Source organism: Bordetella avium, from assembly GCF_034424645.1.
Lineage (GTDB): Bacteria > Pseudomonadota > Gammaproteobacteria > Burkholderiales > Burkholderiaceae_B > Bordetella > Bordetella avium.
The window spans coordinates 2,441,727-2,455,778 of the sequence record NZ_CP139969.1; the positions used below are offsets into that span (position 1 = coordinate 2,441,727).

Below are 14,052 nucleotides of genomic sequence, written 5' to 3' on the forward strand. Positions count from 1 at the left end.
AGGGTAAAAAAGGGGCAGACAAGGGCCGGATTGTGCCACAAGCCATCGCGGCCAAGCCGATAGACCGCCGCGATTCGGTCACGTCAGGCCCAAGGACGGGACACCCGTCGGCGCGTTAATATGGCGTCCAATTTAGCGCAAGTCACACCGAATGCTGGACCTGGATATTTCAGAATTTTTCAATGCCGACGGCCCGCTGGCCAAGGCCATGCCGGGTTTCCGGCCCCGCAACGCGCAGCTCGAACTGGCTCAGGCCATCGAGAGCGCGATGGTGGACCGCGCCACACTGGTCGCTGAGGCGGGCACCGGCACAGGCAAAACCTGGGCCTATCTCGTGCCGGCCATCGTGCAGGGCGGCAAGGTCTTGGTCTCGACCGGCACGCGTACGCTGCAAGATCAGTTGTATACCCGCGATCTGCCCAAGGTGCGCGCCGCGCTGTCCGCCCCCGTCACCGCAGCCTTGCTCAAAGGCCGCGGCAACTACCTCTGTCACTATCACCTGGAGCGTCTTCAAGGTGACGATCGGGCATTGAAATCACGGACCGAGGTTGCACAACTGCGCCAGATCCAGGTGTTTGCAGGCATCACCAAAACTGGCGATCGCGCGGACCTGGCGCAAATTCCCGAAGATGCCGAGATCTGGCAGCGTGTAACCTCCACGCGTGAAAACTGTCTGGGCCAGGATTGCCCGCATATCCGCGATTGCTTCGTCGTGAACGCCCGGCGCCGCGCGCAGGAAGCCGATATCGTGGTCGTCAATCACGCCCTTTTCATGGCGGATCTGGCACTGCGTGAAGAAGGCGTGACCGATCTGCTACCCGAGGTCGATACAGTCATTTTCGACGAAGCGCATCAATTGCCCGAGACGGCAACGCGCTTTCTGGGCAGCAATGTCTCGACGCACCAACTCCTGGACTTCACCCGCGCGATGGAAGCGGCGGGTCTGGCCTATGCGCGCGAGGCCGCCAAGTGGAGTGATGTGAGCCGGCATGTGGAGACAGCCGCGCGCGAGCTGCGCCTGGTCTGCGCGCCGCTGGAACGCCTGCCGGGCCGCAAGGCGACTTTCGAGGCCATGCCCGAACCCGAAGCCTTTGACGCCGCATTGGCGCAACTACGCACCGTGCTCGATGCCGCTACCCGCGCACTGGTGGAGATCTCGGAAAAACACCCCGACCTGGCTGCGGCGGCGCGCCTGGGCGCCGACCTCTGCGTGAAACTGACCCGCTGGGCCACACCGGGACGGCACAGCACAGCGGAAGAAGGCTGGGGCGAAGACGCCAACTCGGCCGAAGCCGACGCAATCAGCCAATTAGGGCAAAACGGCAAACACGCCTGGAGCGGGCCCGCCGTGCGCTGGGTCGAGCTGGGGCAACATCATGTGCGCCTGCATGCCGCGCCTCTGTCGGTGGCGCAGGCTTTCTCTCGTTATCGGAAATCAGGCCAAGCCTGGATTCTCACCTCGGCCACGCTGTCGGTACAGGGCGATTTCGGCCACTTCACGCGCCAACTGGGTTTATCCAAGGCGCGTACGGGACGCTGGGACTCCCCCTTCGACTACGCCAAGCAAGGCCTGCTGTTTGTGCCGCAAGGCATGCCAGAGCCCCAATCGCCGCAGTTCGCTCAACGCTTTGTCGACAACCTCATGCCCTTGCTTGAGGTGAATCCGGGTGGCGCGCTGGTGCTTTGCACGACCCTGCGTGCGGTCGATCGCCTGGCCGAGCTTCTGGCCGAAGCCTTCGAAGACGCCGGCCACGATTGGCCTTTGCTCAAGCAGGGGCAATCCACCCGCCGCGACCTGCTCGATAAGTTTGCCCGCCTGACCCATCCTGTGCTTGTGGGCAGCGCCAGTTTTTGGGAAGGCATCGACTTGCCCGGAGACATGCTCACCCTGGTAGCCATCGACAAACTGCCCTTCGCCCCCCCCGATGATCCGGTGATCGAAGCGCGTCTGCGCGCCTGCCGCGAACGCGGGGGCAATCCTTTTGCCGAGTATCAATTACCCGAAGCAGCGATTTCGCTCAAACAGGGTGCCGGCCGCCTCATTCGCACCGAGAGCGATTGGGGTGTGCTGATGGTGGCCGATCCGCGTCTGGTAGAGAAGCCCTACGGCAAAAGCCTGTGGCGTGGTCTGCCGCCATTCGCCCGCACCCGGGCCATCGGCGAAGCGCTGGCTTTCTATCAACGGCACGCCAGCGATCAATAAGGCTGAACGTACGCTGGTCGTCACATCGGCCGGGCCCTGCCGCAGGAAAAAGCCACTCATCATAGCTTTCCCGCCTGGCAGGGTCTCTGCTTCCAGCGAGCCGGCGCTGCAACCCGCTCAAGCAGGCTGACGCAGGCTTTCCAATACTTGCCGGACCTTGTCCGCCTGGACCGCCCCCTGGGCCACGACCGCGCCATCGAGAAGGACCTCCACGCCGCCGTCCGAGTCACGCAGTTGGGCATCCTCTTCTTGCAAACGCCGCATCAACGCGCCAGCCGCCTTGGGGTCAGCGTAATTGGCCGATAACAGCAACTCTTCACCATCGGCCGCCAGGAGACGGAAACGGAAACTGCCGTCACTGTCCCGGAAACTGACAAAACGCGCGCCCTTGGCAGCGGTTTTTTTGCCGACCTTGGCGACGGCAGGGCCGGCGCTAAGCGTACGCAAGCCGACAGCATCACGCACGCGCTCCATCAGCGGCAGCGCCAGCTTGCGGGCCTTGGCGGCACCAGCTTGCAGGATGTCTTCGATGCGGCCAGGATTGGCGATCAGGGTTTCGTATTTTTCGCGCATGGGCGCGATATCGCGCTCCAGACGATCCGCCAGCGTCTGCTTGGCATCCCCCCAGGCCATGCCGCCTTCGAGCTCGGCGCGGAAGGCCTTGGTCTCTTCAGGGGTAGCGAAAGCGCGGTATAGCATGAACAAATGCGAACCCTCCGCATCCTTGGGTTCACCCGGTTGGCGCGAGTCGGTCACGATGCGCGAAATCGCGCCACGCAAGGCTTTGGCGCCGCCCTCGTACAAGGGAATGGTGTTGTTATAGCTCTTGGACATCTTGCGGCCGTCCAGGCCCGGCAAGGTCGCGACATCTTCTTCGATCTGCACTTCCGGCGGCAGGAAAAAATCACCCTGATACAGATGATTAAAACGCTGTGCGATATCGCGCGCCATCTCGATATGCTGGATCTGATCACGACCCACCGGCACTTTGTGCGCATTGAAAATCAGGATGTCAGCGGCCATCAGCACCGGATAGGAGAACAGACCCATCGTGACGCCGTCATCAGGCTCTACGCCCTTGGCCTCGTTTTGATCCACTGCCGCTTTATAAGCATGGGCGCGGTTCATCAGGCCTTTGGCCGTGACGCAGGTCAACAACCAGCACAGCTCAGGAATCTCGGGAATATCCGATTGCCGGTAAAACGTCACGCGCTCAGGGTCCAGCCCGGAGGCCAACCAGGTCGCGGCCAGCTCCAGACGCGAGCGCGCCACACGCGCCGGGTCATCACACTTGATCAGCGCGTGGTAATCGGCCAGGAAGAAAAAGGCATCCACGCCGGGCTGCGCGCTGGCGCGCACCGCAGGACGGATAGCGCCCGCATAATTGCCCAAATGAGGAGTGCCAGTGGTGGTAATACCTGTTAGAACGCGAGTAGTCATGACACGAAGAGTAAGGCGGCTCAAGACAAACGAAGCCCCAGTTTACCGCGCCGCGCCTGCGCTAAGCGGGCCATCAAGCACTCAGCATAGACAGCAACGGCGACAAGGCCAGGCAGGCCGCACCCGTGGCCCAGGCCAGACGGGGCCGGTAGGTCATGATCCCTATGAGCAGCAGGCCCGCCACCGTCAAAAGGCCCGTCCATAACACGATGCCATACGACCAGCCGGAAACACGAGCGCACAACCATAGCGAAGCGGCCAGGGCGAGCGTGCCGCCCGTACGCAGCCAACGCTGCAATGCCGGCGGCGGCGGACGATCGAAGACATCTTCGAAATGACGTTCCATGGCCAGGCTCAGGGCAGCGAAACCGGCGTAGGCCAGAAAAAAAGCAGCAACGCTCATGCCTGCCCCTCCAGGGCTTGTTTTTCCAGATGGGCAGGCGTCGCCTTGCGGCGGGGCGCAACGGCCTTTTTCTTGCGCATGCCTATCCACCCCAACAGCAGACCCGCAGCAAGGCAGGTCAGATCAAAGCCTGCCATGACCCAATCGCCTTCCAGCAAGGACACACCAAGGTGGCGCTGCGTCGTGAGCGCATTGACGACCGGCACCAGCAGAAAGGCCAATGCTGCCAGCGACATGAGGTCGCGCCATTTGGTGAGCGGACGCGCAAAGGCATACAGCAGGCTCAGGCCCCAGACGATGAAGAAGCTGCGCGACTCCCAGAACTGACGTTCAGGCAGATCCAGAGGCAGCAGACGGTTGGCCAGGAAGACCACCGCCACCCCCAGGAACACCCCGGCGATGGTGCCCGCGTTCAGGGCATCGATCACGCGCAGAGAGAAAGTATCGCCGCGTCCGGCGGGCAGCTTCTGACGGCGCTTAGCGACCCACAGCACCAGACCCGTGCCGACCATCGCTGTGCCAGCCAGGCTGACCAGAAAGTAAAACCAACGCAGCAGCGGTTGGGCAAACAGCCCAAGATGCAGACCCATAATAGTGCCCGCCGTCGTCATCGCCGCACTTTCGGCCTCGCGAGCGCCGCGCATCTCGCCCGTCACACCATCGAAAGAGGCTGACGGCGCCACACGGCCATACGACACGCCATCGGCAGTGGAGCGCGTAACCGTCACCGTAGCGCCCGCGTCACCCGGGTGATGGACGGTAAGCCGTCCGACCTGACCGCCCGGCCAAAGGGTTTGCGCCTGTTCCACCAGGGGGGCAAGCGGCGTCAGCGGCGCGGCCTTTTTCTGGGCCGGCATGACGGCGGAAGCCGGGAACAGGTCATCGAAGTAGGCACGCTGATTGTCGTAGGCCGCCAAGATGCCGGCCGGCATCAGCATCGCCATAAAAAGCACCAGACCGCTGAAGGTGATCATCAAATGGAAAGGCAGCCCCAATACCGACAAGGCGTTATGACCGTCCATCCAGGCGCGCTGCCCCCCTTTGCGGGGGCGAAAGGTAAAGAAATCGGTAAATATCTTTTTGTGGGTGATCACACCGCTGCTGATGGCCACCAGCATGAACATGCCGGCGATGCTGGCCAGCCAGCGCCCCCACGGAAAGCCCATTTCCAGCTCGAAATGGAAGCGATAAAAAAAGTCGCCGCCACGGGTCTGGCGGGCGGCGATGGCCTGACCGCTGACAGGGTCAAGCCGCACACGCTTCACGCCACGCTGGCCCGGCGGCGGATTGGGAACCGGATAACTGACGCTTATCCAAGGCTCACGGTCCGTCGGCACGCTGATAGACCAACGTGCCGCATCCGGGGCATGTTCGCGCAGATAGCGTTCGGCGACCTCAACGGCCTGCGCGGAAGGCACGGCCTGAGTGTGGATTTCAGGTTGCATCCAACGGGTGATTTCAGGCCGAAAAAAAGCCAGCGTACCCGTCAGGAACATGGCAAACAGCAGCCAGCCGAAAATCAGGCCGGACCAAGTATGGAGCCAGGACATGGCCTGGCGCAGGCCTTCAGCCTGGGGGGGCCGCTTGGTGGCGGCCTTGGAAGCCACGGCCTTCATCGTGCCCCCAACCAGTACAGACCCGCCATGACGAGCGCTGACCCGAGCACGCCAGCCCAGGCACGCCAAGCGTTGTAGGTCGCGAAGACCCAGATCGCCGCGCAGGCATAGGCCACGAACGACAGCATTTGCGCGGTGATCACCGCATCCACGCGACGCATGGGCAGCCACACGGCCAGGCAGGCAGCGACTGCGCAAGCGAGCGCGTAGCCGCCAAAAATGGCTGCCAGCGCACGTGAGGCGACGGCGAATCGGTAGCGCAGTAAACCTGCGCCAGAATTGGGAGCTTTCACGTTGATGCCAAAGAAAATGCCACAGACCGCCCGTGGCTTGTTAATTCTGCAAATTATAAGCATTACTAATTACAGAAAACCAGCGGGCGTCTTGTCTTACCAGCGATAACGCAGGCTGGCCTTCACAGAGCGCTGATAGCCATACCAGCACCAGGAATCGTCGTAGCACGACGCCACGTATTCCTTGTTGAACAGGTTGGAGACATTCAGCGCCACCTGCATCCCCTTGAGCGACGCGGTCAAACGGCCCAGGTCATAGTCCAGCATCAAGTCCACCAGCGTGGCGGATGGCACCTTGAAGGTGTTCTTGTCATTACCCCAACTGCTGCCGAGGTAACGCACTCCCGCACCCACGCCCAAACCGGCCAGCGGGCCTTCCTGCAATTGATAACGCGTCCAGACTGAGGCCTGATGTTCGGGCACGCCATAGGGACGCTTGCCCTGCAGGTTAAAGCCGACGGCGTTGGGGTTGGCCTTCTCGTATCGGTTGTCGAGATAGGTATACGCCGCCGTCACCGACAGGCCACGCAGCGGCTCGGCCTTGCCTTCCAGCTCGAAACCTTGGGTACGCACTTCGCCAGCCTGGACATTGCAGCGGCCGGTACCGCACATATGCGAGGGGTCTGGGTCTGTCGTCAACATATTGCTGCGGCGGATATCAAAAGCTGCCAGCGTGATGAGCGTGTTGGAGCCCGGCGGCTGATATTTCAAGCCCATTTCATACTGTTTGCCCTTGATGGGCTTGAAAGGCGAGTTATTCCAGCCGGCGCCTGATTGCGGCTCAAAAGACTCGCTATAGCTGGCATAGGGGGCCAGGCCGTTGTCGAAGTTGTAGATCACGCCCGCGCGGCCCGTAAAAGCCTCGGCAGCCAGCGCGCTGCTGCTGTGGCGACCTGTTGCCAGGTTATCGGTGCCCGTATGCGTGCGGGCCCAGTCGTAGCGGCCGCCCAGCACCAGCGAGAGACGATCCAGCTTGATCTGATCCTGCGCATACAAACCGGTTTGCACCTGACGCTGCGTTTGATCCGAGCTGTAGGCCGGCACCGCGATCGTCATAGAGTTGTCCGGATTGAATACGTCCAGCGACGGTGCCGTGCCATAGCCGGCCAAGGTATTCGTGCGCACATGCTGATAATCAAAACCGAACAACAGGGTGTGCGCCAGCGGCCCGGTATTGAAATTGGCCTGCAAATTGTTGTCGAGCGTCAACGCGTCAACATCGACATCGGTGGCGATGGACGCGCGCTTCTGATAGCGGTAGTCCGGACCGGTATAACCGTAATAGTTGGTGCTCGCGCCGTACACACTGCGATAAACCCCTTCCGAATGCAGGTAACGCAGGCTCTGCGACACTTTGACGGTGTCGTTGAAACGATGTTCGAACACATAGCCCAGCGAGTGGCTCCTGCGGTCGCTCTCTTCGAAATTCGCGTCGCCGTCGTAGAAGTTAGAGGGCAGCTTGCGGCCATCGGGCGCCGACAGCACCGTGCGCATGGCCGGCAATGCGCCATAGGAGCCCATATCCGGATCACGCTGGAAATTGGCAAGCAGGGTTAAGCTGGTATCCGCATTCGGCCGCCAGGTAAAGGCTGGCGCGATGAAATAGCGCTTCTCTTTGGTGTGTTCGACCTGGCCGTCCGCGCCATAGGCCGAGCCGGTCAGGCGATAGAGAAACTCGCCGCCCTCGTCGATCGGGCCGCCGAAATCCATGTTGACACGGCGGTGATGAAAATTGCCCGCCTGCAGTTCAATTTCGTTCAAGCGCTCATCAAGCGGGCGTTTGCTCACCTGATTGACCACCCCGCCCGGGCCGCCCTGGCCATAAAGCACGGACGACGGCCCCTTGATGATGTCCACGCGTTCAAGGCGATAGGCGTCAACCTGGGGCAAGGCATCGCGCCCACCGAAAACACGCATGCCATCCAGGTAACTGGAAGCAGAGAAACCCCGCACGGTGAACTGATCCAGACGGGTTGCGGTCGCACCGCGCGACTCCGGCGTCACACCCGCCGTATAGCGCAGCACCTGATTCAGCGTATGGGCGCCCTGCTCCCGGATCTGCTCGCGCGTAACGACAGACACCGATTGCGGTGTTTCGATCAAGGGCGTATCGGTCTTGGTTGCCGTCATGCTGGCCTTCGCCACATACCCCACCGTTGGCATCAAGGCGCTGTCCATCGTCGTAACGGCGATGGGCGCCAGCGTCTGCGTGCCGTGCTGGGGCGCGGCATGAATCGTCCAGACGCGGTCAGCACCCTGGCGGGCCTGCATGCCGCTGCCAGCAAGCAATCGGGCGAAGCCTTCGGCGACGCCATACTCTCCCTTCAATCCAGGGCTGGACAAACCGCGTAAACGCGACGGCTCGAACGACAATACGACGCCCCTGGCCTGCGCATATCGCGTCAGTGCTTCAGCAAGAGGGCCAGCCGCAATGTCATAGCTCCCGACGGCCGTCTGCGCCCCGGCAACAGGGGCAAGCAAACCGCCCGAAAAGGCCAGACTGGCAGCGAGCACGCGCTGTGCAACACGCTGGCGACGGGATACAAAAAGTATTGATAACACGAATGACTCCTGTTTCGTTATTGCCTTGTCACAGGGCATTCCGTAAGCCTCGGCGCAAACCTGCAACGCCGTTACAAAAAAAGTGCTCGCTGTAAAAAGTAGCGCGCCAGCCTCAGACCTGGGCCGGCACCACACTCAACCACAACGGCCCTCTGCGATGCAGCGCAATCGGCAAGCTGCGCGCAACAGCGGCCAAAGCCCGCTCAGCGTCGTACAAGGGAAAGACGCCCGACACTCGAAGGCCAGCGATGTCGGCATCCACATGGATGACCCCATGGCGGTGCCGAGCCAGTCGCGCAACCAATTCCCGCAGTGACCAGTCATGCGCCACCAGCATGCCATCGACCCAAGCTGCCGCATCAGGATTGGGCGCTAACCGCGTCAAGCCGCCGGAAGCAGACAGCCTCAGGCCTTGCGCGCCGGCCACCCTCAGCGAGTAGTCGCCGCGCTCGATCGCAAGCTCGCCGTCCAAGAGTTCAACACGGCAGCCCTGTTCATCGAGCGAGACGCAGAAACGAGCGCTATCTGCTGCGATCGAAGCAGAATCGGTGTCCAGTGTGAAGGCGACACCCTGAGCATGGACAAACACTTCGCCCCGCAACAGCCGCAGCGCTTGGTGACCCCGCTTGCGGTAGACCTGCACCGCCGTATCACTGGCAAGCGCAACATCTAGCCCTGGCGCCATGGCTAATGTGTCTACTTCGCCCAGACCCGTGCTGCGATCGGCGATGAGGCGTTGCCAGGACGTATGGCGATACACCGCCCAGCCCGACAGGGCAGCGATGCTGGCAGCGCCCAGACCACGCAGAACGGCACGCCGGGATGTCGGTTTGAACACGGCCTGCGCCAGTGCCGCCGGCACGCGCCTCACCCCCTGCTCCACCTCAAGCACGCGGCTCCAGGCCTCTTGGTGACGGGGGTCGGCGAGCAGCCAGTCGTTCAGTTGTGCACGGTCACTCGCACTTGCCGTACCCGACTGCAATACCACCCACCATTCAATGGCCCGACGGCGCGCATCAAGCATGAAACACCTCATAGCAGGCGCTCATGGCCTTCACCATGTATTGCTGCACCGAGCTGACCGATACCCCAAGGCGAACTGCGATCTCGGGATAGGTCAGACCGTCAATTTGCGACAACATAAAAGCCTCACGGGCACGCGGCGACAAGCCAGCTAGCATCCGATCAAGCACGGCGAGCGATTGCATGACCTCGATACGCGCCTCGGGTCCTGGCTCGCTCACCTGAGGCAGACTGGCGAGATAGTCGCGATAAGCCGCTTCCAGTGCGGCACGGCGCCAGTGATCGATGAGCATGCCGCGTGCGATCGTGGTCAGGAAGGCGCGAGCCTGGACTACATCGACTTGTTTGCGCCCTTGAATGATGCGAATGAAAACATCCTGCGCCATGTCTTCGGCATGATCCGAGCCCCCCAGCTTGCGCCGCAACCACCCCATCAACCAGGAACGGTGTTGGCGATACAGGCCGTCCACGGATGCGTTGGCTTTGTCGGGGATGACGGACACGATACGGCATTCAATTCGTAAAAGTAGAAATGTTATTGATAACAACTTTCATTATCAATAAAACCACCTAGCATCGAAGCATGGAATCGCAGAAAAACAACACCCCGCCAAGAAGCGGGGCAAGACCTCAGAGTGTGCCGATCTGGCGGCGCTCAGACTCCAGGTATTCGCGCGATTGCATTTCCAAAATACGCGAAACCGTGCGATGAAACTCATTGGCCAGCGCGCCCTCCGTATACAAGGCTTCGGGCGCACACTCGGCCGAGATGATGAGTTTGACCTTATGGTCGTAGAACACGTCAATCAGCCAGGTAAAACGGCGCGCCTCGGAAGCCTGGCGCGGCCCCATGCGGGGCACACCCGACAAGATGACGGCATGGAAACGGTTCGCCAGTTCAAGATAGTCATTCTGCGAGCGTGGCCCGCCACAGAGTGTGGCAAAGTCAAACCAAACCACCGAACCCGACAAAGCCTTGGCCCGGATCTCGCGATGCTCGATATGCAACACCGGCTCCTGGGGAGCGGTATCGGCCAATTGCTGAAAAGCCTGTTCCAGCGCATCGCTCGCGGCCTGATCCAAGGGGTAATGGAAAGACTGCACCTGCTCCAGCGAACGACGGCGATAGTCGATGCCCGAATCCACATTGAGAATATCCATGCGGCTCTTGATCAGTTCAATCGCCGGGAGGATACGGTCACGGTGCAAGCCCTCGGGATAGAGCGTGGACGGCTCATAATTGGAGGTCATGACAAAAGACGTGCCATACTCGAACAGCTTGAGCAGTAAACGATAGAGAATCATGGCGTCCGCGACGTCCGACACATGAAACTCGTCAAAACAGATCAGGCGATAGCGTTTGGCCACGCGCCGCGCCACTTCATCGAGCGGGTCCTGCATGCCCTTGACGTTCTCGAGCTCCCGGTGAACACCGCGCATAAACTCATGGAAATGCAGGCGCGTCTTGCGCTCGACTGGCACGGTTGCATAGAAGGCATCCATCAGGAAGCTTTTGCCACGCCCCACACCGCCCCAGAGATACACCCCGCGCGGCACGTCCGGGCGATTCAAAAGCCGCTTCAAAGCGCTGGAGCGCAGCGCCTTGAAGCGCATCCAATCGTCGTAGTACTTCTGCAGCCGGTCTACGGCGCGCAACTGCGCCTCATCCGGCTTATAGCCCCGTTCGGCCAGGGCATGCTCGTAATATTCGCGGGCGTTCATGTGGGAAATCCGGCAGTGCAAACGCCGCCAACCCTGACGGGCTGACGGCGTCGCGATAAGTCAGAAAGCGGGCTGAATCAGAAATTCAGCGTGCGCTTATCCACCGCCAAAGCGGCTTCCTTGACGGCTTCGGACAAGGTCGGGTGCGCATGACAAATGCGAGCGATGTCTTCGGCAGCGCCGCGGAATTCCATGATGGTCACGGCTTCGGCGATCAGCTCGGAAGCCATCGGGCCGATAATGTGCACGCCCAGAACTTCGTCGGTCTTAGCATCGGCGATCACCTTGGCGAAACCGGTGGTGTCACCGATAGCGCGCGCACGACCATTGGCCATAAAGGGGAAGGAACCGGCCTTGTACTCGCGGCCTTCGGCCTTGAGTTGCTGCTCGGTCTTGCCCACCCAGGCGATTTCCGGCGAGGTATAGATCACCCAAGGCACGGTATCAAAGTTGACATGACCATGCTGACCGGCGATACGCTCGGCCACGGCCACACCCTCTTCTTCGGCCTTGTGTGCGAGCATGGGACCACGCACCACATCACCCACTGCCCACACATTAGGCAGGTTGGTCTTGCAATCGGCGTCCACGGCGATAAATCCGCGCTCGTCCAGATTCAGGCCAACCGCTGCAGCGTTCAGGCCGCCGGTATAGGGCACGCGGCCAATCGAGACGATGAGCTTATCCACCACCAGCTTGTGCTCGCCGCCCTTGGCGTCGGTGTAAGGAATGGTGATCGACTTGCCGGCCTTGATTTCACCGATCTTCACGCCGGTCTGGATATTCAGACCCTGCTTGGTGAAAGCCTTCAGAGCTTCCTTGGCCACCTGCTGGTCAGCTGCCGCCAGGAACTCCGGCATGGCTTCCAACACGGTGACTTCGGCACCCAGGCGGCGCCACACACTGCCCATTTCCAGGCCGATCACGCCGCCGCCGATCACACCCAGCTTCTTGGGCACGGCCGACAGGTTAAGCGCGCCATCGTTGGACAGCACATTTTTTTCGTCAAAAGGCAGGCCCGGCAGTTCGCGGGCCGAAGAACCGGTCGCCACGATGACGTGCTTGGCCACCAAGTCTTCCTCAGACGTGCCGGTGACCTTGATCGCCCAACCGCCTTCGACCTGGCCGACAAAAGCGCCCTTGCCGTGGAAGAAGCTGACTTTGTTCTTTTTGAAGAGGAACAGAATGCCGTCGTTGTTTTGCTTGACGACCTTGTTCTTGCGGCCGATCAGAGTGCTCAAGTTCAGCTTGACATCCTTGGCCTCGATGCCGTGCTCGACGAAGTGGTGGTTGACCGCTTCGTAGTTTTCCGAGGATTGCAGCAAGGCCTTGGACGGAATGCAGCCAACGTTGGTGCAGGTGCCGCCAGGAGCCGCACCGCCTTCGCCATTTTGCCAGGCGTCAATGCAGGCGACCGACAGGCCCAGTTGCGCGGCGCGGATCGCGGCAATATAGCCGCCAGGGCCCGCGCCGATGACGACGACGTCGAATTGTTTGGACATAGTGTTCTCGCGTAGAAAAAGGAAGAAAGGCGCAGGCGGGCCTAAGCCCGGCTGCGCCTGCGTGGACTTACAGATCCAGCAACAGACGTTGCGGATCTTCCAGCGCTTCCTTCATGGCGACCAGACCCAGCACGGCTTCACGGCCGTCGATGATGCGGTGGTCATAGGACATGGCCAGGTAATTGATCGGGCGAATCACGATCTGGCCGTTCTCGACAACCGGGCGCTCCTTGGTGGCATGCACGCCAAGAATGGCCGATTGCGGCGGGTTGATGATCGGGGTCGAGAGCATCGAACCGAACACGCCACCGTTCGAGATAGAGAAGGTGCCGCCGGTCATTTCTTCGATACCCAGCTTGCCTTCGGAAGCACGCTTGCCGAAATCGGCAATGGTCTTCTCGATTTCAGCGATGGTCAGTTGATCGGCATTGCGCAGGATAGGCACAACCAGACCGCGCGGGCTGCCCACAGCGATGCCGATGTCGAAGTAACCGTGGTAGATGATGTCCTTGCCATCGACCGAGGCGTTCAAGACCGGGTACTTCTTCAGGGCGGCCACTGCGGCCTTCACAAAGAAGGACATAAAGCCCAGCTTCACGCCGTGCTCTTTCTCGAACTTTTCCTTGTACTTATTGCGCAGGTCGATCACGCCTTGCATGTTGACTTCGTTAAACGTCGTCAAAATGGCGTTTTCTTGCTGCGATTGCAGGAGACGCTCTGCCACGCGAGCGCGCAGGCGGCTCATCGGCACACGCTGTTCCGGACGGCCGTCCAGCGACAGGGTGGGCGGCGCGACCGGAGCAGCAGCCTTCTTGGCCGGAGCGGCATTGGCAGCCAGGGCATCGCCCTTGGTGACGCGGCCATCACGGCCGGTACCGGCCACGCTGGCAGCATCCACACCCTTTTCAGCCAGAATCTTGGCAGCGGCAGGCGAAGCCACGCCAGCAGCCGAGGTGCTGGCAGCAGCCGGTGCGGCAGGCGCAGCCGGTGCAGCTGCCGCAGCTGCGGGAGCTGCAGCCGCCTTGGCGGCGGTATCGATGCGGGCGATCAACTCGCCCGAGGTCACGGTGGCGCCGTCAGCCTTGACAATCTCAGCCAGCACGCCCGAGGCGGGAGCGGGCACTTCGAGCACGACCTTGTCGGTCTCGATTTCGATCAGGATTTCGTCTGCCTCGACAGCAGCGCCGGGCTGCTTCTTCCAGGTCAGCAGGGTTGCTTCCGAAACCGATTCGGAAAGCTGGGGCACAACAACGTCAGTAATAGCCATGATGATGAATTCCGTTAATTG

General features: G+C 61.2%; 11 protein-coding genes. 1 reads left to right on the forward strand and 10 read right to left on the reverse strand.

Annotation, left to right across the window (positions count from 1 at the left end):
• Positions 1 to 151 precede the first annotated feature (151 nt).
• Positions 152 to 2,203, forward strand: coding sequence for an ATP-dependent DNA helicase (locus U0029_RS11340; RefSeq protein WP_012416896.1), 2,052 nt, complete (start codon positions 152 to 154; stop codon positions 2,201 to 2,203).
• Between the two features lie 117 nt (positions 2,204 to 2,320).
• Here the strand turns inward: U0029_RS11340 and U0029_RS11345 are convergent, their stop codons facing one another.
• From U0029_RS11345 to odhB, 10 genes are all read right to left on the reverse strand, one after another.
• The gene (locus U0029_RS11345) at positions 2,321 to 3,643 is read right to left on the reverse strand and encodes a tryptophan--tRNA ligase (RefSeq protein WP_114851851.1); all 1,323 of its coding nucleotides are present in this window, start codon (positions 3,641 to 3,643) and stop codon (positions 2,321 to 2,323) included.
• A gap of 73 nt (positions 3,644 to 3,716) precedes the next feature.
• Positions 3,717 to 4,046: a DUF3325 domain-containing protein gene (locus tag U0029_RS11350; protein ID WP_114851850.1), complete on the reverse strand. Its 330-nt coding sequence runs from the start codon at positions 4,044 to 4,046 to the stop codon at positions 3,717 to 3,719.
• On the reverse strand, positions 4,043 to 5,662 hold the full coding sequence (locus tag U0029_RS11355) for a PepSY-associated TM helix domain-containing protein (RefSeq protein ID WP_114851849.1): 1,620 nt from the start codon (positions 5,660 to 5,662) through the stop codon (positions 4,043 to 4,045). Before U0029_RS11355 ends, U0029_RS11350 begins: the two co-directional genes overlap by 4 nt.
• Positions 5,659 to 5,955, reverse strand: a complete 297-nt coding sequence (locus U0029_RS11360) for a DUF3649 domain-containing protein (protein WP_039051639.1) — start codon at positions 5,953 to 5,955, stop codon at positions 5,659 to 5,661. The genes U0029_RS11355 and U0029_RS11360 overlap by 4 nt, the downstream gene beginning before the upstream one ends.
• A 96-nt stretch (positions 5,956 to 6,051) precedes the next feature.
• A complete protein-coding gene (locus tag U0029_RS11365) occupies positions 6,052 to 8,517 on the reverse strand; it encodes a TonB-dependent siderophore receptor (protein WP_370510831.1) in 2,466 nt (821 codons plus the stop codon).
• 112 nt (positions 8,518 to 8,629) lie between these two features.
• Positions 8,630 to 9,541: a DUF4880 domain-containing protein gene (locus U0029_RS11370; RefSeq protein ID WP_114851847.1), complete on the reverse strand. Its 912-nt coding sequence runs from the start codon at positions 9,539 to 9,541 to the stop codon at positions 8,630 to 8,632.
• Positions 9,534 to 9,974 carry a sigma-70 family RNA polymerase sigma factor gene (locus tag U0029_RS11375; protein ID WP_086935826.1) on the reverse strand — a complete coding sequence of 147 codons (441 nt, stop codon included), beginning with the start codon at positions 9,972 to 9,974 and terminating at the stop codon, positions 9,534 to 9,536. The genes U0029_RS11370 and U0029_RS11375 overlap by 8 nt, the downstream gene beginning before the upstream one ends.
• A 196-nt stretch (positions 9,975 to 10,170) precedes the next feature.
• Positions 10,171 to 11,262, reverse strand: coding sequence for a cell division protein ZapE (gene zapE, locus U0029_RS11380; protein ID WP_012416888.1), 1,092 nt, complete (start codon positions 11,260 to 11,262; stop codon positions 10,171 to 10,173).
• A gap of 77 nt (positions 11,263 to 11,339) precedes the next feature.
• Entirely contained in the window at positions 11,340 to 12,764 is a 1,425-nt protein-coding gene (gene lpdA, locus U0029_RS11385) for a dihydrolipoyl dehydrogenase (protein WP_114851846.1), read from the reverse strand.
• Between the two features lie 67 nt (positions 12,765 to 12,831).
• Positions 12,832 to 14,031: a 2-oxoglutarate dehydrogenase complex dihydrolipoyllysine-residue succinyltransferase gene (gene odhB, locus U0029_RS11390; RefSeq protein ID WP_012416886.1), complete on the reverse strand. Its 1,200-nt coding sequence runs from the start codon at positions 14,029 to 14,031 to the stop codon at positions 12,832 to 12,834.
• Positions 14,032 to 14,052: the final 21 nt, after the last annotated feature.